At 39.3% G+C, this 22,278-nt stretch carries 19 protein-coding genes; 14 read left to right on the top strand and 5 right to left on the bottom strand.

The features are described from left to right. The 4 genes from SKC36_RS05310 to SKC36_RS05295 are packed head-to-tail and all read left to right on the top strand — an operon-like array spanning nucleotide 1 to nucleotide 3,503. The gene (locus SKC36_RS05310) at nucleotides 1-1,083 is read left to right on the top strand and encodes an aminotransferase class V-fold PLP-dependent enzyme (protein WP_459465269.1); all 1,083 of its coding nucleotides are present in this window, start codon (nucleotides 1-3) and stop codon (nucleotides 1,081-1,083) included. A 10-nt stretch (nucleotides 1,084-1,093) separates the two neighbouring features. After that, a complete protein-coding gene (locus SKC36_RS05305) occupies nucleotides 1,094-2,086 on the top strand; it encodes a Gfo/Idh/MocA family protein (RefSeq protein WP_459454228.1) in 993 nt (330 codons plus the stop codon). Nucleotides 2,087-2,088: 2 nt separating this feature from the next. Continuing rightward, nucleotides 2,089-2,745, top strand: a complete 657-nt coding sequence (locus SKC36_RS05300) for a GDSL-type esterase/lipase family protein (protein WP_459465078.1) — start codon at nucleotides 2,089-2,091, stop codon at nucleotides 2,743-2,745. A gap of 11 nt (nucleotides 2,746-2,756) precedes the next feature. Continuing rightward, nucleotides 2,757-3,503 carry an NUDIX hydrolase gene (locus SKC36_RS05295; RefSeq protein WP_459454230.1) on the top strand — a complete coding sequence of 249 codons (747 nt, stop codon included), beginning with the start codon at nucleotides 2,757-2,759 and terminating at the stop codon, nucleotides 3,501-3,503. Nucleotides 3,504-3,520: 17 nt separating this feature from the next. On the opposite strand, the gene SKC36_RS05290 is transcribed toward SKC36_RS05295, so the two are convergent. Together SKC36_RS05290 and SKC36_RS05285 are read right to left on the bottom strand one after the other, a co-directional pair. Continuing rightward, nucleotides 3,521-4,462, bottom strand: coding sequence for a hypothetical protein (locus SKC36_RS05290; protein ID WP_459465076.1), 942 nt, complete (start codon nucleotides 4,460-4,462; stop codon nucleotides 3,521-3,523). Beyond that, the gene (locus SKC36_RS05285) at nucleotides 4,440-5,156 is read right to left on the bottom strand and encodes a YebC/PmpR family DNA-binding transcriptional regulator (protein WP_459454232.1); all 717 of its coding nucleotides are present in this window, start codon (nucleotides 5,154-5,156) and stop codon (nucleotides 4,440-4,442) included. Before SKC36_RS05285 ends, SKC36_RS05290 begins: the two co-directional genes overlap by 23 nt. Before the next feature lie 180 nt (nucleotides 5,157-5,336). On the opposite strand from SKC36_RS05285, the gene SKC36_RS05280 reads away from it, so the two are divergent. From SKC36_RS05280 to accD, 9 genes are all read left to right on the top strand, one after another. Next, the gene (locus SKC36_RS05280) at nucleotides 5,337-7,580 is read left to right on the top strand and encodes a DUF5916 domain-containing protein (protein WP_459465074.1); all 2,244 of its coding nucleotides are present in this window, start codon (nucleotides 5,337-5,339) and stop codon (nucleotides 7,578-7,580) included. A gap of 24 nt (nucleotides 7,581-7,604) precedes the next feature. Beyond that, nucleotides 7,605-8,111, top strand: a complete 507-nt coding sequence (locus tag SKC36_RS05275; RefSeq protein ID WP_459465072.1) for a DUF2911 domain-containing protein — start codon at nucleotides 7,605-7,607, stop codon at nucleotides 8,109-8,111. 139 nt (nucleotides 8,112-8,250) lie between these two features. Next, a complete protein-coding gene (locus tag SKC36_RS05270) occupies nucleotides 8,251-8,619 on the top strand; it encodes a response regulator (RefSeq protein WP_459454235.1) in 369 nt (122 codons plus the stop codon). Nucleotides 8,620-8,632: 13 nt separating this feature from the next. After that, nucleotides 8,633-9,397, top strand: a complete 765-nt coding sequence (locus tag SKC36_RS05265) for an MBL fold metallo-hydrolase (protein WP_459454356.1) — start codon at nucleotides 8,633-8,635, stop codon at nucleotides 9,395-9,397. Beyond that, the gene (locus tag SKC36_RS05260) at nucleotides 9,397-10,044 is read left to right on the top strand and encodes an HAD family hydrolase (protein WP_459454236.1); all 648 of its coding nucleotides are present in this window, start codon (nucleotides 9,397-9,399) and stop codon (nucleotides 10,042-10,044) included. Before SKC36_RS05265 ends, SKC36_RS05260 begins: the two co-directional genes overlap by 1 nt. Before the next feature lie 141 nt (nucleotides 10,045-10,185). Next, nucleotides 10,186-13,218, top strand: a complete 3,033-nt coding sequence (locus SKC36_RS05255) for a SusC/RagA family TonB-linked outer membrane protein (RefSeq protein ID WP_459465070.1) — start codon at nucleotides 10,186-10,188, stop codon at nucleotides 13,216-13,218. Between the two features lie 11 nt (nucleotides 13,219-13,229). After that, entirely contained in the window at nucleotides 13,230-14,654 is a 1,425-nt protein-coding gene (locus tag SKC36_RS05250; RefSeq protein ID WP_459454238.1) for a RagB/SusD family nutrient uptake outer membrane protein, read from the top strand. Nucleotides 14,655-14,755: 101 nt separating this feature from the next. Beyond that, on the top strand, nucleotides 14,756-17,383 hold the full coding sequence (locus SKC36_RS05245) for a T9SS type A sorting domain-containing protein (RefSeq protein ID WP_459465068.1): 2,628 nt from the start codon (nucleotides 14,756-14,758) through the stop codon (nucleotides 17,381-17,383). Between the two features lie 74 nt (nucleotides 17,384-17,457). Continuing rightward, nucleotides 17,458-18,303 carry an acetyl-CoA carboxylase, carboxyltransferase subunit beta gene (gene accD, locus SKC36_RS05240; RefSeq protein ID WP_459465066.1) on the top strand — a complete coding sequence of 282 codons (846 nt, stop codon included), beginning with the start codon at nucleotides 17,458-17,460 and terminating at the stop codon, nucleotides 18,301-18,303. Between the two features lie 55 nt (nucleotides 18,304-18,358). On the opposite strand, the gene SKC36_RS05235 is transcribed toward accD, so the two are convergent. After that, nucleotides 18,359-19,171, bottom strand: a complete 813-nt coding sequence (locus tag SKC36_RS05235) for a zinc ribbon domain-containing protein (protein ID WP_459454241.1) — start codon at nucleotides 19,169-19,171, stop codon at nucleotides 18,359-18,361. A gap of 40 nt (nucleotides 19,172-19,211) precedes the next feature. Next, on the bottom strand, nucleotides 19,212-20,303 hold the full coding sequence (locus tag SKC36_RS05230; RefSeq protein WP_459465064.1) for a Nif3-like dinuclear metal center hexameric protein: 1,092 nt from the start codon (nucleotides 20,301-20,303) through the stop codon (nucleotides 19,212-19,214). Between the two features lie 98 nt (nucleotides 20,304-20,401). Here SKC36_RS05230 and SKC36_RS05225 point away from each other — a divergent pair, with 98 nt between their 5' ends. After that, nucleotides 20,402-20,842, top strand: a complete 441-nt coding sequence (locus tag SKC36_RS05225) for an NUDIX domain-containing protein (RefSeq protein WP_459465062.1) — start codon at nucleotides 20,402-20,404, stop codon at nucleotides 20,840-20,842. Here SKC36_RS05225 and SKC36_RS05220 read toward each other — a convergent pair. Continuing rightward, a complete protein-coding gene (locus SKC36_RS05220) occupies nucleotides 20,817-22,205 on the bottom strand; it encodes a high affinity choline transporter 1 (protein ID WP_459465060.1) in 1,389 nt (462 codons plus the stop codon). The two genes, SKC36_RS05225 and SKC36_RS05220, sit on opposite strands and share 26 nt — an antisense overlap. Nucleotides 22,206-22,278: the final 73 nt, after the last annotated feature.

The following is a 22,278-nucleotide window of genomic DNA, read 5'->3' as shown; positions in this document are numbered from 1 at the left end:
ATGCAACCCGTATTTTTTACCCCTGGCCCAGCGGCACTTTATCCTACTGTTCAAGGACATTATGAGGAGGCATTTCGTCTGTCCATCGGTTCCATCTCGCATCGTTCTGCTCAGTTTAGAAAAATATACCAACATGCCGATGAGCAATTAAGGCAATTGTTTAATTTGCCTAAACAGAATAATGCAATTTTATTTGCGGGTTCTGCAACAGAAATTTGGGAAAGAATCATCATGAATACGGTGGAGCATGAGTGCTTTCACTTAGTGAATGGTTCATTTTCAAAAAAGTTTTTCGACTTTGCACAAGAACTCCACAAATATGCGCATGCTGCTCACAAACCATTTGGTGAAGGTTTTGATGCGGCAGATGTACAAGTGCCAGCTTATGCTGAATTGATTTGTGCTACTGCCAATGAAACAAGTTCCGGTGTACAAATGCGTTCACAGGAAATTCATAAATTAAAGAAAGCCAACAAAGACAAGTTTTTAGCGGTAGATATGGTTTCTTCGGCTCCTTATACCAACTTAGACTTTAATATCGTAGATACGGCTTTTTTCTCTGTTCAAAAGGCTTTTGGTATGCCAGCTGGTTTGGGTGTTTGGATTGCCAATGAGGCTATGCTGGAGAAGGCAGAAAGGATGAAAAAGCATGAAGGGGTGATTGGAACTTATCATTCATTACCGAGCCTTTGGGAAAATTACAAGAAGTTTGAAACGCCAGAGACACCCAATGTGATGGGGATATATGTTTTAGGTAAAGTGGCGGAAGATTTTAACCGAATAGGTGTGGATCAAATCCGCAAAGAGACGGATCGCAAGGCGAAGGCACTATATGATTTTGCCAAGAAATCAGATCGATTTGAAGCTTTTGTAGAGCATGAGTCGCATCGTTCTCAAACGGTAGTTGTTTTAAATTGTCAGGAGGCAGCGGGGACCATCATTCAGAAAGTGAAAGATACGTCGGGTATGATTGTGGGATCAGGATATGGCAAAATGAAAGAAACTCAAATAAGGATTGCTAATTTCCCTGCCGTTTCATTGGAACAGGTGGAGGCATTGATACAAACTTTGAACGCTATTTAATTAGAAAAAAATGATTAATCCAGGAAATTCTATCCGTTGGGGAATACTCGCCTGCGGTAAAATCGCGCGCAAATTTGCCGATGATTTAGCTTTTGTTTCAGATGCCCAGCTAACAGCTGTGGCTTCTAGGGATATCAATCGAGCAGAAGAATTTGCTTCCCATTATCCAGGTTCAAAGGCCTTCGGTTCTTATGAAGAAATGCTATCCAGCGGCCTGATTGATGTTGTCTATGTGGCTTCCCCTCACGGTCTTCATCATGCTCACACTTTATTGTGTTTAGAGGCAGGAATACCCGTTTTATGTGAAAAAGCTTTTGCCGTAAATGGTAGGCAAGTATCTGAAATGATTCAAAAAGCCAAAGAAAAGAATTTGTTTTTAATGGAAGCTTTATGGACGAGGTTTCATCCCTCTGTGGCACAAGTATTGGCGATTATTGAATCGGGTAAGATAGGTCAAATCAGGCATGTGGCGGCTGACTTCGGGTTTAAAGCGGAGTATGATGTAGAGAGTCGTTTATTCAACCCCGTGTTAACCGGTGGATCTTTGATGGACATTGGGATATATCCTCTTTTTATTTCTAAATTGTTACTAGGCCAACCCAAAACTTTGTTGGCTACAGGTACCATGGCCCCTACAGGAGTGGACATGAATTGCTCCATCGTAACTAGTTATGAAAATGGAGCTACTGCCACATTATTTTCTACTTTGGCGGCTCAAACAGATACCACATGTACGATATACGGTAGCCAAGGAAAAATTTTGATGCATTCTCGTTTTCATGAAACCTTTGGTATTACCCTGACTTTGGAATCTGGGGAAGTGGAGGAGTATGCATGCGAACGAAAGGGATGGGGATATTCTTATGAGGCGGAAGCAGTGCAAGCTGATTTACGCGCTGGCCGATTGGAAAACAAATGGATGACGCATCAGTTTAGTCAAGAATTGATGGGACTTTTAGATGAAATTAGAAAACAAATAGGTTTAGTCTATCCTAACGAATAAAGATGAAGAAACAATTATTACTAGGCATTTTGCTCTTGGTGAGCACTAGCCTATGGGCACAAATCGACAAATTTGAAAAGGAAATTAGGGCGTATGAAAAGCAGGACTCACTTTCCATGCCTGCCAAAAACCTACGTTTGTTTATTGGAAGTTCCAGCTTTCGCCTTTGGAAGACTTTTAGTCAAGATATGGCAGCCTATCCCTCCATTAACCGCGGATTTGGTGGTTCTACCCTAGAGGAGGCATTGTATTATTTTGATCGAATGGTCATTAAATACCAGCCATCATGGGTATTTATGTATGAAGGTGATAATGATTTAGCAAAGGGTCAAAGTCCTGAATTCATCGCTCAGGAGTTCGTCGAGTTTTCCAAGCGACTACGTGCTAAATTGCCTACTACCAAATTGGTGTTTATTGCTGCCAGACCTAGTTTAGCTCGATTGACCATGTTAGATAAACAAAAAGATTTAAACAATCGAATTCAACAGATTATCTCCAAGGAAAAGGATAGGTTTTATGTGGATATGCAAAGCCCCTTTTTCCGTGCAGATGGTACATTGATGGATGATATTTTTGTTGCAGACAAATTACATTTGAATGAAAAGGGATACCAGATTTTTGTGAAGCAAATTCATGAATTTATTCAAAAGCATCCCTAAATTTTACGTTTATGGTGAGAGATTATTCAGCAACAGATTGGTTAGCCAATATTTCAGTGGATTGTGTCATCTTTGGATTTCATGAAAACCAATTGAAAGTACTTCTTTTGAAATTTAAAAATACCGATGTCTGGTCGCTTTCCGGTGGATTCGTCAAGTCCAATGAAGATGTTGATCAAGCAGCAAGTCGGGTACTTTTTGAGCGTACTGGCCTAAAAGATTTGTACCTGGAGCAATTTTATACTTTTGGAGATGTCAAGCGAAACCAAAACGCCATCCAACAGCATGCCAAAATTCAAGAGCAGATAGGTGAATCTAGAATAGATACTTCCTTTTTGTCAGAGCGGTATATTTCCGTAGGTTACTATGCCTTGGTTGATTTTTCTAAAGTGAACGTCAATTTGGACCACATGTCAGACCAATTTTCTTGGAATGATATACATGATATCCCTGAAATGTTTTTAGATCACCGAGCTATTTTAGAAAAAGCCCTGGAGCGCTTGAGATGGTCTTTGGATCAAAAATTACTGGCTTTTAACCTCTTGGCTGAAACATTCACCATGTCTGAATTACAGCAAGTCTACGAAACCATTTTAGGTAAAAAATTAGTGAGGACGAATTTCCAACGAAAGATATTAAGTATGGATATTCTGGTGCGCTTAGAAAAGCGTTTTTTAGGAGGGGCCCACAAAGCACCTTATTTATATCGCTTTGACGCTAAGAAGGCTCAAGCCTATTTGGCTCAAGTAGATTTATAATTTAGACACTTATCTAACTATTTAAATCTTTCATTCCATTTTTCTTGTTCCAATAAGTTGATGCCGTGTTGAGTTTCTTCATCATAGGCTTTTTGGGTGCTATTCATCCAGCGGTAGGCATCTAAAAACCACCATTGCAGCTCGCTTTCATACCAAAGTGGGCGCAATGTTCTTTGGGTGATAAGTTCTTTAAATTGCTTGGCAGCTCTTTGGGTAATAGCAAAATGGGTGGCTTCGTGGTCCAAGGCTCTGTCTGGGAGATTTTCTTTTTTCCAGGAATAGGATCGTAACATATACACCTTTACTTGTAAGGGAAGGTATAGGATTCCTAGCTCAATTCTTGGGCTTGCGTGGTATTCAAAATTGCTAAATATTTGAGCAGCAAATCGTGAACCAGGCGTAGGTTTAGATTTAAAATCACTCCATTCCAGTTTTTTTTGCCCGTAGAAAAGGCTGTCGGCATCTTGGGAACTTGGTAAGTAATCAGGTAAAAATTCTACCTTAACTTGCTGAATTAATTTAGGGTCTTTATCCCAATTGTTTTTCCACCAAATGGCAAATTGCTTAATTAGGCTTTGGGAACTTAATTTGGCCATTTCTTCCCAATGGGCCGAATTCTTTTTGAGCCCTTGGGTTTTAAAACTGCTTCGGTAGCTGTAGAGCAATTGTGGTCCCAAGATAGAATCTCGATCTACATAAACTTCAGCATGAAATTTGACTATTTCCTTGGTTTGTAAATCAAATTCTTTGATATGTACTTGCAAGTGAAAATCAGACGTTTCTTTTGATCTGAATAGGTAGGGTTGAAATAAGGCTTTGGAGGAATTGCTTATTCCATGAATGGATTTGAATTGATAGCTAGGTATTTGTCCGAATAAGGTGAAGGAGCTAAATAAGTAAAAAGCACCTAATTTTAGGTGCTTTTTACTTATTACTTTATCCCATGTTGTGGTAAACATTTTGAACATCATCATCTTCTTCCAAACGTTCAATTAGTTTTTCCACATCTGCGGCTTGTTCATCGCTAAGTTCTTTCGTCTCATTAGGAATTCGCTCAAAGTCAGCCCCTAATAATTCATATCCTTTCTCCTCTAAGTATTTCTGAATAGCTCCGAAAGCCGTAAACTCTCCATAAATATTGATTTGATTCGTTTCAGTATCTAAAAAAACTTCATCACCTCCTAAATCAATTAATTCAAATTCTAATTCTTCTAAATCGATTTCTGGTTTAGCCGCAATTTTAAAAGCTGATTTACGCGTAAAAATAAAATCCAACATCCCTTGCGTACCTAGGCTTCCCCCACATTTGGTGAAAGATGAACGAATATTCGCCACAGTACGGTTGATATTATCCGTGGTGGTTTCTACTAAAATAGCGATACCATGCTGGGCATATCCTTCGTATACAATTTCTTTATAATCCTCTTGGTCTTTGGATACGGCTCTTTTTATGGCACGTTCCACATTATCTTTCGGCATATTAACTGCCTTGGCATTCTGAATGATGGCCCTTAGACGCGAGTTACCTGTTGGATCTGCTCCACCTGCTTTCACAGCAATAACAATGTCTTTACCGATTTTTGTAAACGTTTTGGCCATTTGACCCCAGCGTTTAAACTTTCTTGCCTTTCTAAATTCAAAAGCTCTTCCCATAATTCTTTGCGATAATTAGTACTAGCTACAAAAATAAAACAAGCAAAAGGATTTTTGTCGATAGAAATAAAAAAACTAAAGAATTATTTCCATCTAAGTTCCAAGCTGCCCTACAATACCTACCTACGCTTCCGTTTAATTTGGTTAAATTGCCGAGACTGATTTACGACAACCTTTTTTATGAAGCGAATTTTCCTTTTAATTTTTACGCTTACCACTTTTTTTTCTCTAGCTCAAACAGCCAAACGAAACGAAAACTTCCAAATGCTCATCAAGCCGGCTAAAAGTCCACTTAAGATGGATGGAAAGTTGGATGAAGCCGCCTGGTTCGAAGCGGCTAAGGTGAGTGATTTTATGATGTGTAATCCAACCGATACACTATGTTCTAATGTACGTACGGATGTTCGAATGACCTATGATGATAAGTTTTTATATATTTCTGCGGAGTGTTTTTTGAAAGATCAATCTCGCTATGTGGTAGAATCACTTAAACGTGATTTTAGCTTTGGTATTAATGATAACTTCCTTGTTTTTATTGATACTTTCGATGATAAAACCACCGGATTTTCTTTTGGAGCCAATGCCGCAGGGGCACAGTGGGACGGCCAGATGTCCGAAGGGGCGAAAGTAAACCTAAATTGGGATAACAAATGGGAGTCATCCACTTCTTATAACAAGGAATCTTGGATTTGGGAGGCAGCTATTCCATTTAAATCCATTCGATATAAAAACAATAGTACTCGTTGGGGAATTAATTTCAGTAGATTGGATCTGCAAGCCAAAGAAAAATCTGCTTGGGCACCAGTGCCACGACAATTCCCTACGGCCTCTTTAGCTTATTCAGGTGTTTTGTTGTGGGAAACTCCTCCTCCAGCTCCCAAACAAAATATTTCAGTGATTCCTTATGTATTATCTGGAGTGACGAGTAATTATGAAACCCAAAGTCCAACCAGTTTTAGAAAGCAAATTGGTGGAGATATCAAAGTGGCATTAAGTTCTAGTATGAACATGGACTTGACCATCAATCCTGATTTTTCGCAAGTGGATGTGGACCGGCAACAAACCAATCTTGATCGATTTGAGTTGTTTTATCCAGAAAAAAGGCAATTCTTCATTGAAAATTCCGATTTATTTGATGGGTTTGGGACCGAAAATATTCGTCCATTTTTCTCTCGTCGCATTGGTTTAGCTTTGAATGCTCGTACTGGTATTTATGAGCAAACACCCATAACCTATGGTGCTCGTGTGAGTGGTAAATTGACCAATGACTGGAGGATAGGTTTGTTGAATGTTCAATCGCAAAGAATTGATGATAAGGGAGTTCCTACCCAAAACTATTCCATGGTTGCCTTGCAAAGGAAATTATTTGCTCGTTCAAACATCGGAATATTTATGATCAACAAGCAGTCCTTTATAGATACCGAATTTCAGCGACAAAATGGATTTGCTGAATTCAATAGAAATATTGGGGTGGAATACAATTTAGCCTCATCCAATAATTTCTGGACCGGTAAAATCTTCTATTATCAGTCCATTAGTCCAGATGCTAAGGCGAATAATTTTGCCCATGCGGCTTCTTTGGCCTACAAAGACAACCATTGGATCATGAGTTGGAAGCATCAGTGGGTAGGGGATAGTTATAATCCAGAAGTGGGTTATGTGCCTCGTGTCAATTACACTAATATCAATCCAGAGGTAGGTAAGATTTTTTATCCTAAAAGTAAAACTAGTCGCTTATTCTATGCGCAAGTTCGTTTAAATAGCTTGAGCTTTTGGAATAATTCAGGTGGTTTGACAGATAATACCACCTACGTAGCTTTGGAAGGTAAAATGAAGGATCAGTCAAGCTTTTCAGCCTTCCATGGCTATGATTATGTTCGATTATTATATGATTTCGATCCTACCCGTATGGGAAATACGCCAGTCAGAAAAGGTTCAGAACATACCTGGAGATCCGTAGGATTTGGGTATATCTCTTCACCCATTAAATTGTTCACATATTCGGTGACTTCACGTTTTGGAGGATATTATGGGAATGGATATAGAACAGGAATGACTGGAGAATTGGGCTATCGTTTTCAGCCCCATGTCGGTATTTCTGTGGCCTTGGATTACAACGATATTTGGGGAGTGGAGGTGCCCATCACGCAAGCCGATGGGACTAGCAAAAAAATCATTTCGGCTTCAGAATTTTGGATTGTTCGTCCAAAAGTGGACATAACTTTTACCAATAAACTGTTTTTTACTACCTTCTTTCAGTTGAATCAGCAAACCAAGAATATGAACCTCAATGCCCGTTTACAGTGGAGATATAAACCGGCTTCTGACTTGTTTTTGGTTTACACAGATAATTATTTACCAGAGAATTTTCATATTAGAAATCGTTCCATAGTGCTAAAATTGAATTATTGGCTTAATTTGTAGGTCTAAAAATTAACAAACACTACCATGAAAAAACTTCTTGTTATTCTTTCCTGTATTTTAAGTTTTGGAGCATTGGCACAAAGTCCAGCTTCGCCACCAGCAGTAGCCTCTCAGAAAGTGGGTAAAACCCAAGTTTTGATTAAATATGCTAAGCCATCTGTCAAAGGACGTTTGGTATTTGGTACCAAAGAGCAAAAAGCTTTAGTTCCTTATGGAGAAGTTTGGAGAACAGGTGCGAATGAAGCCACGACCATTGAATTCTCTAACGATGTGTTAGTTCAAGGTAAACCTTTGGCAAAAGGTGTTTATTCTTTGTTATCTATCCCTGGTCCGACAGAATGGACCATCATATTCAATAAAGAATCAAAAATGTGGGGTGCTTATACTTACAAAGCCACTCAAGATGCTTTACGCGTGACAGCTAAACCAAGTGAGCATGCCATGACCGAGCAATTTACTATAGCTGTTTCAGAGACAGGTCAAGTTACTTTAGATTGGGATAAAACTTCCGTTTCTTTCTACGTTAAATAGGAGAAATAATCTAAAATTAAAGCGAACCATCAAGGTTCGCTTTTTTTATGTCAGAAATTCATTTGAATTCCTCGATGCTTTGGTTATTTTTACCTCATTATGGGCATGTGCCCCTGAGCCATTTTAACAAGATTGTGTTATGAAAAAAGTATTGATTGCAGAGGATAGTTCGGTCATTCAAAATTTAGCCAGAAAAATTTTAGAGTTTCAAAACTTTGAAATTCATGCGGTTAAGAATGGACAACAAGTTTTAGACGAATTAGCCAAAGCTGATTTTGATATCATTCTTTTGGATATTAACATGCCTGTCATGGATGGAATGGAATGTGCCAGAGCGGTTCGTGCTTTAGCAGATTCAACGAAATCCAACATTCCTATGATAGCGATTACAGGGAATGCAAGAAACTACAGCATGGAAGATTTCAAAGAAGCTGGATTTAATGATTTTTTAGCTAAACCTTTGAATTTTGATGCCCTTGTATCTCAAGTTAAAGCATTAACAGAATAACGGCATGTCGCCGATCTCGGTAGAATTTCTGGGTACAGGTACCTCACAAGGGATACCCATGATAGCCTGTTCATGTGAAGTTTGTACTTCCTCTGATTATCATGACCAGCGTTTGAGGGTTTCCATGCACATTCAAACCCAAGGTAAAAGTTTCATTATAGATACTGGCCCTGATTTTCGCCAACAAATGCTTCGTGCTGGTATTAAGCAGGTAGATGCTGTCATATATACACATGAGCACAAGGACCATACCGCGGGGATGGATGATTTGCGAGGCTTTAATTATGCGCAAAAATCAAGTATACCTTTGTATGCTCAAGTGAATGTAATCGATCAACTGAAAAGGGAGTTTGCCTATGCTTTTGGGGAAAATAAATATCCTGGAGTACCTGAGATTGAAACCATACCCATCACCCATCAAGCCTTTGAAATCCAAGGAGTAAAAATTCAACCTATTTTAGTTCGGCATTATCTTTTGGATGTTTTGGGTTTTCGATTTGGCAATTTTACCTACATCACCGATGCGAATTTTATTTCCGATGAGGAATTAGAAAAAGTGAAAGGTTCTAAGGTCTTGGTCATTAATGCCCTAAAAAAGACAGCTCATATATCGCACTTTACCTTGGATGAAGCTTTAGAAGTCATCGACAAGGTGAAGCCAGAAAGAGCCTACATCACGCACATTAGTCATCAAATGGGATTGCATGCCGAGGTTCAAAAAGAATTGCCACCCCATGTTTTTTTGGCCTATGACGGCCTTCAATTAAGCGTATCATAATGCCTGTAGAAGCTGTTTTATTAGATATGGACGGAGTGGTGGTAGATAATTTACCCTACCATGTAGATGCCTGGTTATTATTTTGTGAGCAACATGGCATTCCATTGACTCGTGAAGTGTTTTATCGGGATTTAAACGGAATGAATTCCAAAGACACATTTGAATGGTTTTATGGGAGGAGCATGTCTCGTGAAGAAATTGAACATCTTGAAGAAAAGAAAGAAGCCATTTACCGAGGATTTTATGCGGCCCATCGAGTGGCAGCTCCCGGTTTAATCAGCTTTTTGGAAGGATTAAAAGAGCAAGGTATTCCTTGTGCTTTGGCTACTTCTGCCGGACAAGGGAACATTGATTTTATCGTGGATGGACTGGCAATTCGGCATTTTTTTCAGGCCATAGTGGGAGGTGCAGAGGTGAAAAAGGGCAAGCCCGATCCAGAAATTTATTTGAAAGCCGCTGATATCCTGGGGGCAAAATATGAAAACTGCTGGGTAGTGGAAGATTCCCTCCAAGGGATACAGGCAGGCCTATCCGCAGGAATGAAAGTTGTGGGTATGACAAGCTCCCACACAGCTACTGAATTAGCACATACTCAGATTCAAGTACCTAACTTTGAGGGACTTCTTAGCTTGATTCAAGCCAAATAATTCATCTTGTTTTTTAAATTTACCTAAATTATCTTTGGCAAATTTTGGGATTTTCCTAATTTTTAAAACCTTTTACCCAGGTAAGTGGTTTTACATTACTGTTCTTTGTTTTAATCTTTTATTTCATCAAAAACTTTCCTTATGAAAAGAAAATTATTGTTCAGCCTTGGATTGATGCTGTTCTGGATAGTTCCAGTACTCGCTCAGGACCAAGTAATTTCTGGAAAAGTTAGCTCATCAGAAGATGGGTCTGGTTTGCCAGGTGTGAGTGTTTCCATCAAGGGGAGCTCTCGAGGTATTACTACTGGTAGTGATGGTAGTTATCGCCTTTCCGTTCCCGGAAAAAATGCCGTTTTATCCTTCAGTTTTGTTGGTTTTGCCAAACAAGAAGTAGCTGTTGGTAACAAATCGGTCATTAATGTTTCTTTAGTTCCAGAATCATCAAGTTTGGACGAAGTGGTTGTTATTGGTTATGGTACAGCCAAAAAGCAAAATTTAACCGGTGCTCAGGTGAACGTGTCTTCCAAAGCCTTGGAAAACAAACCGGTGGCCAGCTTTGAAAATTTATTGCAAGGTAAAGCTGCGGGTGTTCAAGTTACCGCTCAAAACGGACGTCCAGGGGCTCCAGCCTTTATTCGTATCCGTGGTGAAGGTACTTTAACAGCAGGTGCACAGCCATTGGTGGTTATTGACGGTGTTCCAACCGCTAACAGTGAAGGAGCTATCGGAAGTGTTAACGTATTAAGTTCATTGAACCCTAATGACATTGAAGATATTTCCATCTTAAAAGATGCTTCTTCAGCGGCTATTTATGGATCTCGTGGAGCTAATGGTGTTATTTTAGTAACTACCAAAAAAGGTAAGAAAGGAAATGCCAAAGTAACGGTTTCTACTTCTTATGGTATCAACGAGAAAACACCAGACAATTTCCAAATGATGAATCTTCGTCAAAAGTTGGAATATGAAAGAGACTTAGATTATGCTAATGAATACGTAGATGCTGCTGGAATCACTAGTCCTGCTAGCGCAACTCAGGCTGACTTAGACAAAGTTTGGGCTACTTTAGAATCTAAAAAAACAGATTGGTTTAATACCCTTTTACGTCGTGGTATGAACCAAGTTACTCGCGTGGGAGTAAGTGGTGCAAGTGATACATTTACTTATAATTTGTCATTAGAAAATCAAATCAACGAAGGTATCTTTAAGTTAGCTTCTGATTTGTGGAGAAAGCAAGGTCGTGTGAATGTGGAGTTTAAACCAAATAATTGGGTTAAAATAGGAACCAACGTAAACTTCTCCAATAACAAGACTAATGAGGTTCGTGACCGTTACAATGCGCAGAATCCAGCTTTTGCTATTTATGCCTACAACCCATATGAGCCAGAGCGTTTAGAAAATGGAAACTTTAATTTAACTCACCAAGGTTTCCCAATATCTGAGGCATTGGAAAATAATCCAGAGACCTTGACTACCAATACAGGTATTTCTAGTGCTTATGTGTCTTTAACTCCAATCAAAAACTTTGAGTTTAGATCTCAGGCAGGTGTAACTTGGGTAGATTATTACAGAGAGTCATACATCAAGCCTAATTCCGTATTAGACCAATATGTAGGTGACCCTGCAGCTCGTGGATCCAAAACAGATAATGGATATCAGTCATTCAACTATGTATTCTCCAATACATTGAACTATACAAATACCATTGCTGATAAGCACAATATCCGTGCCTTAGTAGGGGTAGAGTATACAAATGATAACTATCGTTCTTTCTCATTTGGAACAAAAGGTTTCCCGAATGGAAAAGTTAGTACACAGGATAATGCTTCAACGCCAGTTTCTGCCACTTCATTTAAAACAGATTGGTCGTTATTCTCATTATTCGGTCGTGTGGGTTATGACTTCAACCAGCGTTATTTCTTGGATGCGTCCATTCGTCGTGACGGATCTTCTCGCTTCGGAGTAGATAACCGTTATGGTTTATTTGGTTCTGTCAGTGCAGGATGGGAAATCAGCAAAGAGGCTTTCATGGAAGATTTAACTTTCATCAATCAGTTGAAATTGCGTGCTAGTTATGGTACTACTGGTAATGACCGTATTGGTAACTATACTTCCTTAGGTTTGTATCGTTATTCAAGTTATGGTACTACTTCCGCAACTTTCCCTTCTCAATTACCTAACTCAAGTTTAACCTGGGAAAAATCAGCTTCAACAAACGTAGGTATTGATTTTGCTATTTTGAAGAGCAAGTTGACGGGTTCGGTAGACTACTACCAAAAGAAGACAACTAATTTGTTATTTGATCGTCCGGTTTCTTCAACTACTGGTTTCTCTAGCCGTACAGAAAACGTAGGAGCTGTAGAGAATTCAGGTATTGAATTAACCTTGAATTACAAGATCATGCAAACAAAAGATTTCTACTGGGATATCTCAGCTAACTTTACAAACAACAACAATAAAGTGGTTGAGTTGACAGAAGATAATCTTAACCGTACAGGTGGTGTTTCTAGATTGAAAATTGGTGAGCCAATCGATGTATATTATTTAAATCGCTATGTTGGCGTAAATAAGGAAACAGGTAAGCCAATATATTTGGATAAATCTGGTGCCAATACCGAGACTTGGAGCGCAGGAGATGCTGTAATCTTAAGTGGAAAATCTCGTCAAATTAAGTATTTCGGTGGTTTAGGAACTACAGTGACTTATAAAGGTGTGACATTGTCAGCAGACGCTGTTTATCAAGGAGGTCATTACATATTAAACTACAGATGGCAAGACTTGAATTCAGATGGAGAGAATGTATATCAAAATCAGGCAGTAGATGCGTTGAATTATTGGAAAAAAGCAGGAGATGTGAATGTTTTGCCTGATCCACGTAATTTATATCAATCATTCTCTACTGATCGCTTCTTACAAAAAGGAGATTATATCCGTTTACGTAACGTGACTTTAGCTTATAATTTGCCTAGCAACTTGGTGAAGAAGGCTAAAATGCAGTCAGTACGTGTTTATGCTCAAGCACAAAACTGGTTCTACTGGGCTCCAGAGTTCAAAGGAGATCCAGAAGTAGGATTTGGCCAGGCGGAAAGTGCTGGTGGAACTGTTCAAGGTTTATATGCGGCATATTCTTATCCGCAAACTAGAACAGTCAATGTAGGATTAGATATCACATTTTAATTAGTAGAGACATGAAAATGAAAAAATTCATTCTAGCGATATGCAGTGTTTGCCTAGTAGGACTAGGTTCTTGTGAAAAAGGATTGGAACTGGGACCATATAACTCAGCTACCATCGCACAAGCTTTTGAATCGGAATCTGATTTTGCTAATGCTGTCAGAGGTATGTATGGATCAGCTTTAGGAGGCTCTTATTATGGAGGTTCTATGATCAGTTTACCCGATATTTTATCGGATAATGTTTTGGTGGCACGTACAGGTCGTTTATCTAATCTTTCTTTCCATGAGTGGCGTTATACTTCGGATGGAACTTGGGGATTATTTGCAACAGCTTATACTGGTATTCGCAGAGCTAATGCCATTTTAGAAAACTTGGATCGTTTACCAGCAGGTGCAGCTAAGGAAAATTTTAAGGCTGAAGCTTTGGCTTTCCGCGCTATGGCACATTTTGATTTGGTACGGATATATGGAAAAGCCTATACCCAAGCTTCTGATACAGACTTAGGAGTTCCATATGTAACATCTACGGATGCTACCTTGAAACCAAGTCGTGAATCTGTAAAAACTAATTTCAGTAAGATTGAAGCAGATTTAAAAGCAGCTGAAACTGGAATTGGTACTGCCAATGGAATTTATCGATTCAACAAAGCAGCTGTAGCCGCTTTATTATCTCGTGTTTATTTATACGAAGGAAAATGGCAAGAATCAGCTGATGCAGCGACTCGTTCATTAGCTTTAAGTTCTAACCCAGGGGGTTTAGCGGATTATGCTAGAATTTGGACAGATGCAGTAAATACAGGTGTATTGTTAAAATTGCAGATTGTAGACAAAGACCGTATTACTCCAGGTGTGGAATATAGCCAAAGCTCAGCTTCGGGAGTTCGTAATGAATATGTAATAGACTACCAATTCTTACAGTCTTTCAAAGCCAACGATGTAAGAACAGCAGCTTCTGTACGATTGACAACATTCAATGGTCAGCCTTATAATTCCATAGCTAAGTGGTTTGGTAGAGCTACTGGTAATGCTAACGTTACGGATTCTAAGGTATTACGTGTAGCAGAAGTTTGGTTAAATTTAGCTGAATCATTAGCTAATTTAGGCAAGAATGCTGAAGCCTTAACTGCTTTAAATAACCTTCGTAGAAATCGTTATAATGGTTTTGATGCAGGCAATTTTACAGAATCAGGAGATGCTTTGAAAGCAGCTATCGATTTAGAGCGTCGTTTGGAGTTTGCTTTTGAAGGACATCGTTTATTCGATTTGAAGCGTAAAGGAACAGGAGTTTCTCGTTCTTCGCGTGGTGATAGAGCCGATGGAACTGGTACTCCAGCACGTTTCTTGACTTTAGCAGCTACAGATTATCGTTTACAATTGCCAATTCCAACCAATGAATTGCGTGTAAACCCTAATATTCAACAAAATCCGAATTATTAATCGACGTATTTTGTGTGTTAATCGAAAAAGTCCCCATTTGAGGGACTTTTTCGATTTATATATTAGCCAAACATCTTTATATTTAGGGATAATTACCACTTATGAAGAAATTTCTATACATCATTCTTGCAGTGCTTGGTTTAGGGCACATCGGATATTCTCAACATCATACGATGGATATGATTCCAGGTAAGATGGTTGAAGAATACACTCCTGAATTCACCAAGATAAAACGCGAACTCCCAGAGGGCTATACCCAGGAAATGAGGGAGTGGGTAAGACGAATGAATTTGGAGACCAAGGGTACCCAAAATAGAACCTCAGCTAGTGCGGCTAAGTTTACCCTGAGCTTTGAAACACCTCCTCCTGCCGATGTAAGAGCTATTTTTGAGAAGGCGGCTGAGACTTGGGCTTCAGTGTTAAATTCCGATGTTGAAATTAAAATCCTTTGTAGGTGGCGTACCTTAGCTAGTAATGTATTGGGAAGTGCCGGGGCAACAGCCAATGTGCGCAATTTCCCAGGAGCAGCTAAAGTGAATACTTTTTATCCCATTGCTTTGGCCGAAAAGATGGCCCATAAGAATTTGAATGGTACGGATTTTGATATCGTAGCTAACTTTAATTCGGATTATGCCAATTGGTACAAGGGACTTGATGATGTACCAACGATCAATCAAATTGACTTATATTCTGTGGTTTTACATGAATTTGGTCATGGACTGGGTTTTATTGGTCAAGTAACAGTAGATAATTCAACGGCCTATTATATCTATCCAGGTATCTTTGATCAATTTATGGTCAATGCTTCAGGGATTAGTTTAACTGATACCCTCAATTTTAAAAATGATTCTCCTGAATTAAAAACCCAACTGACTTCAGCTAATTTATTTCTAAATACAACCAAAGTACTCGCAGCCAATAAAAAAGAGGCAGCTAAGTTATATGCTCCTACAACTTACACCCAAGGGTCTTCCATCTACCACGTAGATGCCTCTAAATACAGGCCTAAGGACCCTAATGCCCTAATGACACCCAGCATTGCCAAAGGAGAAATTACCAGAGAGTTAGGGACTATCGTGCCGGCCGCTTTCAATGATTTTGGTTGGTATTCATCAAGTGTTATTCCTTCAGGAGATTTATTTACTGATTCAGAAGATGTAACCAAGGATTATGTCTTTACAGCTAAAGTATATTCAGATACCTTGCTCAAAGAAAATTCCGTGAAATTGATGCTTTCTACCGATGGTAACATCCAGAATGCAACATCCAGACCACTAAGCTTATCAGGAACAAGTTATTCCTATACTTTACCTAAAGAAAATAAATTAAGAACCATTGCCTATTATTGGGTTGCCGAAGAGGCAAGTGGAAAGAAATTTACGAGTCCCGCCCAAGCACCCATCATTTCGGGAACCACTACCACGAGCATATATAAATTCACCATTGGTCAAGACACCGTTAAGCCCGTTGCGATTTTCTCCAACCCGCTTAAATATGTTTTCTCAAATCAGACAAAAATCCCGCTTCCTACCTTATTGGCAAATGATAATATAGGAATTGATACGGTTTATATGGAATACAGTATAGGTACTGGTTCTGTAATTAGATCGGGATTTGTACGCTCTACCAAAGATGCATTTAGCTATAATGGAGCATTCAATTTTGCCGCAGGACAAATCAAAGCGGGGGATATTATTAAGTACCGTGTGGTGGTAAAAGACAAAGCTAAAATTTCCAATTATGTTTATTTTCCTGCCACGGGTAATTACGAATTTGTGGTCTTGACCTCCATGGATGCTGTCAATAACTACAAAACAGATTTTGAAAATAAACCTAGTGCCGATTTTTATTTGAAAGGCTTTGCTATCAACCAGCCAGCCAATTTTACTTCCTTGGGCTTACATACTGATCATCCTTATGCCAATGGAGCAGAAGAGTCTTATGATAATTCAGGTGGTTCCGATAAATTTACCAATTACGATGCCATTCTCTTAAAGCCCATTATCATTCGCGCAGATACGGCCCGCATTTCCTTTGATGAGGTGGTTTTGGTGGAAACAGCCGAGACAACAGGAACCTCTTTTTTAAATGCAGATGGAACGGTCAATCGCTCATTTTATGATTATGTGATTGTGCAAGGTTCTAAGGATGGAGGTCTTACCTGGCAAAATTTACGGGATGGCTGGGATTCCAATGATTATTCTGAATGGCAAAAAGCATGGACTGGAACCAATGTCGATAAAAATGGAAACTCTACCCTGAAAGGTACTGCCGCCTTATTCCAAAAAAGAGAGATTGATATTTTAGGGTCGGGTAAATTTAGTCCGGGAGATAAAGTATTGCTACGTTTCCGTTTACATGCGGATGTCGGCGCCTATGGCTGGGGCTGGGCCATCGATAATTTAAATATTCAAGGTGCTCAAGCTGTTACTCCTCCTAAATTAGTATTGGCTGTAGAAAATGGAACAGAAGACAGAGGCTTACTGATTCGACCGAATCCTAGCCAAGGGCTATTTCGCTTGCAATTACCTTTAGAGCAAATGGGCCAAGTAGTGGAATTAAACGTGGTTGATTTGCAAGGAAGAGTGGTTTATCAAGAAAATATACGCGTAGGAGGTTCCCTATTAGACAAGGAAATAGAAGCGGGGAATTGGCCAACAGGTACCTATTTCTGTATTGTTAAAACGGAAAAGCAACAGTGGGTAAAGAGAGTATTTTTATTGAAATAATCATCTAATAGGGAATTAGTTTTCCATGCCACCTCTTTTTAATTATCTTTGCAGTCCTTTATAAAAAAGAAATTATGTCTTGGTTTACCAGAAAAGATAAGGGAATTCAAACTCCTACCGAATTCAAAAGAGAAGCCCCAGATGGTTTATGGTATCAGTGCCCTTCTTGCAAGAAGGCCATCCATACCAGAGAGCATCGTTTATTTGCTTACACTTGTTCCAATTGTAATTACCATGAGAAGATAGGTTCTCAAGAATATTTTGAATTACTATTTGATCAAACAAAATATACCGAATTAGATGCTTTAATGAGTTCAGGTGATCCATTGAAATTTGTGGATACCAAGAACTATCCAGATCGAGTTAAAGCAACGGAATTAAAAACCGGTTTAAAAGACGCTGTTCGTTCGGCTTATGGTGAAATGAATGGCATGCCCATTACCATTTCGGCCATGGATTTCAGTTTCATTGGAGGTTCCATGGGATCTGTGGTGGGTGAAAAGATTTCTAGAGCCATTGATTATTCTTTGGAGCATAAACAGCCTTTTTTAATGATTTCTCGTTCCGGTGGTGCCCGTATGATGGAAGCAGGTTTTTCATTAATGCAAATGGCAAAGACTTCTTCTCGTTTAGCCTTATTGGATGAAGCTAAGATTCCTTATATTTCCTTGTTGACAGATCCTACTACTGGAGGTGTTACGGCATCTTTTGCCATGTTGGGTGATTTCAATATTGCAGAACCAGGGGCTTTGATTGGTTTTGCCGGACCACGTGTTATTCGTGAAACGATAGGTAAGGATTTACCAAAGGGATTCCAAAGTGCCGATTTTGTGTTGGAACACGGATTCTTGGATTTCATTGTAGATCGTAAAGATCTAAAAGATAAATTGACTTCTTTATTGGGAATGTTGCAGAAATAATCCCAAACAGAAATATAATAAAAAAGGCTCCCGAAATTTTCGGGAGCCTTTTTTATTACTCAGCAGCTGGAGCAGCAGGAGCGGCAACCGCTGCCTTGCTACGGCTTTTCTTTTCTTTTTCTGGAGGAGGAATAACATCTTCCACACCGGCAAAAACTCGACCACAGTGCTCGCACACAATGATTTTCTTCTTGTCCTTGATATCTGTTTGTCTTTGTGGAGGAACAGAACTAAAACATCCGCCACAAGCACCACGCTTCACCATCACCACGGCTAAACCGTTGCGGGCATTATCACGTAATTTTTCGTAAGACTTAAATAAACGAGGGTCCACTAATTTCAAAGCCTTCTCACGATCTTTCATCGCTTTTTGCTCATCTTCTTCACTCTCGTTGATGATAACTTCTAATTCTTTCTGCTTTTGTTCTAAATCTTTTTTGCGTTCAAACAAAGTAGATTCAACAGAAGCGATTTCGTCATTTTTGTTCAAAACTTTGAAATCAATTTCTTTGATGCGCTTATCAGCGATCTCCATTTCTAATCCCTGAAGTTCAATTTCTTTTGAAATAGCTTCAAATTCACGGTTATTACGCACGTTCATTTGTTGCTCTTTGTACTTCACAATTAACTTATCAGAATCCTTTTTAGAATTTTTGTAGTTAGAAATTTGCTCTTCAAAAGACGCGATTTCTTGTTGGAATTTAGCCAAACGAGTCTCTAAACCCATGATCTCATCCTCTAAATCACGTACTTCTTCGGGTAAATCACCTCTAACTTTCTTGATATTATCTAAGGCTGAATCAATGGTCTGAAGCTTTAATAATGCTTCTAACTTTTGGGCAATCGTAGTTTCGGTAGCTGTAGCCATTATTATTGTTACGTTTGAAAGTGTTTAACTCTCTTTATTCTTATGCATACTTGACCGGATTGGTCAAGGTCTCGCTTTTCAGAACGGCAAAATTACTAAAAATATTTGATAAATAAGCATGGATAGCATCCTTTATCATGACTTCGGATTCATAATGGCCTATATCACAAAGCATACAGCTATTTTCGCCATCAAAGAATTCATGATATTTTAAATCACCGGTCAAAAACGCATCAGCGCCTTTTCGCTTTGCCTCCCCAATCAAAAAACTTCCTGCTCCCCCACAAAGGGCTACTTTTTTAATTTCTTTGGATGGAATATTCGTATACCTAATGGCTGACAAACCGAGTGATTTTTTTACAAAGTGTAGGAATTCTTCTTGGGTCATGGCCTTCTCCAATTCACCAATAAACCCAGCTCCTACCTCTTGCCAACGGTTAGACAAAGAATGAATGAAATAAGCTACATCCTCGTAAGGATGTGCCTTTTTCAAGGTTCTAAGTATGGTAGCCTCTAAATAACTCGGGAAAATCATATCCACTTTTACTTCTGGAACTTCCGTAGATTGCCCTGCTTGACCCATAAAAGGTTGGGCTTCATTAGACGGAGTAAACCGTCCCATACCTTCTGAGGAGAAACTGCATCCCGCGTACTCACCGATGTTGCCAGCTCCAGCCATATGTAAAGCATTTCTCACAGCTTCTTGTTGTGCTAGCGGGACAAAATAAGTGATTTGTTTTAGGGCATTTTCTGCTGGTAATAGGACCTTTCCCTTGATTCCTAATTTTTGAGCCAAATGAAAGGAAACACCTTTCGGGGCATGGTCTAAATTGGTATGGGATGCATACAATGCGACGGAATGTTGGATTGCTTTAATGACGGTTCTTTCTACATAATTTTTTCCCGTTAAGGATTTTAACCCTTTGAACACGATAGGGTGATGCGAAATAATGACATTGCAGCCTTTTTGAATAGCTTCTTCGACCACAGCCTCGGTACAATCAAGGCTGATTAAAACCCCTGTTACCTCCATCGTGGGATCTCCGATAATCAATCCTGCATTATCATAGGATTCCTGCCAGGCCAAAGGCGCCCATTCTTCCATGCTACGGCAAACGTCTGCAAGCTTCATATTCTTTTTTTAGTATGCCAAAGGTAAAATTCTTTCGGGAGCTTTGAAAAAAATGGCTATATTTAAGCAGATAATACCTATCTAATTGAATTAAGTATATGCGATGTAGACCGGCCATTGTGATTATGGAAAATGATCACGTTTTATTAATGCGCTATCAATTTGGCAGTGGAATGGTGTATAATTTTCCTGGGGGTAATCCTGACCCAGGAGAAATTTTTCCAGAAACCATTATTCGTGAATGTCAAGAGGAATTGGCGGTAGAGGTAGAAGTGGGAAAACTTCTTCTTATGGGAGAAATTCCTTCCAAAGAAGACAAAAAAAGTACTTTACATATTCTGTTTGAAGGTAAAATTGTTTCTGGTATACCCATCCTTCAGGCACATGAAACCACTGCCCAAGAGCTATGTTGGGTTCCCATTTCTCAGTTAGCCAGTCTTCATTTATACCCGAACGTAGGGGAGGCTTTACAAGATTTAGTTTTCTTACAAAAGAAGGGGGAATACCTAGGGGCTATCCAACAACCTTGGGTGGATTAGGCCAAAGGTAGGTTCCTGCCACCAACCCAAATAAACTAGCTGCCAATCCTGGCCAAATCGAGGGGATTTCAGAAGGTGAAATAAACTGAAAATAGGCCCAAACGCCTAATCCCAATGTCATACTAAGGTGGCTACCAAGGGAGCTAGCCTTTTTCCACCATAATCCGGCATTTAGTGGGATGAAAAGTGACACCAACCCAAAGGCGGAGGATTCACCCACCAATTCAAAAATATTTTGTCTCTTGACAGCCATGTAAATACATGACAGGGTGACTATCACCACCGACAAACGAATGACGCTCAAAACCTTTTTATCCGATGGATTTTTTAGTAAAGGTTTGATTAAGTTTTCTCCCAAAACCGATGCAGGAGCCAAAATAGCACCACTGGTAGTACTCAACAAGGCTGAAAGCAAGGCGCCTAAAAATAGTATTTGAATTCCCGTAGGGGTAAATTTCATGACCAAATGAGGGATTAATAACATATCGTCAGCGAGTAAACTTGGGTATAAATTCACTCCTAAAAATGCTATAAGTAAGGGTAACATGGCTACACTTAAGTACATCATGCCAGCAGAAAAACTAGCTATACCCGCGATGTGAGATGATTTAGCTGACATGACCCGTTGAAATATGTCTTGCTGAGGAATAGACCCTAATCCTATGGTAATCCAGGCGGCCAAATAGGTTAGCCAAGAGTTTAAATCATGTTTTTGAGGAGTGAATTTAAAAAAGTCGGATTCTTGCTTAGCTACTATTGCTCCCAAATTGGGTGTTTCCTTGTAAAGTAAAAAGGCTAAAAATGCTAATCCTACTATGAGAATGATGTTATGAAAAAAGTCGGTGATCGAAATTGACCACATACCACCTAATAGGGTATAGGTCATCACGAGCAATGCCCCGAAAACAATACCCCATTCGGTACTGATTGGCAAAAGTAGGTGTAAGGTTAAACCTAGGGCAACCAGCTGTGCTGAAATCCACCCAAAATAGGAGGGTACCATCACGATAGCAGATAACTTTTCGGAGAAATTACCAAACCTTTGTCGGAAGTAATCACTAAACGTTAGAACCTTTAAAGCATATAATTTACGGGCATAGATAGTTCCCACTATCATCAAACCCAAAGCCGCACCAAAGGGCTCCTCTATGATGGATAAAACACCACCATGGACAAATTCCCTGGGAGCACCCAAAATGGTCTCAGATCCAAACCAGGTAGCAAAGGTGACCATGGTAGCTAAGGCAAAGGGCAGGTTTCTACCTGCCAAAACAAAATCTTGTGTGGTATGCACTTTTTTACTCGCCCACCAGCCAACGGCTAGGTTCAATGCCAAATAAAAAAGTACAAATGCGATTAACATATTGAATAGAATGAGCCTAAAAATACGTAATTTTCTTTACCCATTTCTAACCCCATTAGCCTTTACCCTCTTG

The organism is Aquirufa sp. OSTEICH-129A (genome assembly GCF_054558355.1).
This window is presented reverse-complemented; position numbering and strand designations above follow the sequence as displayed.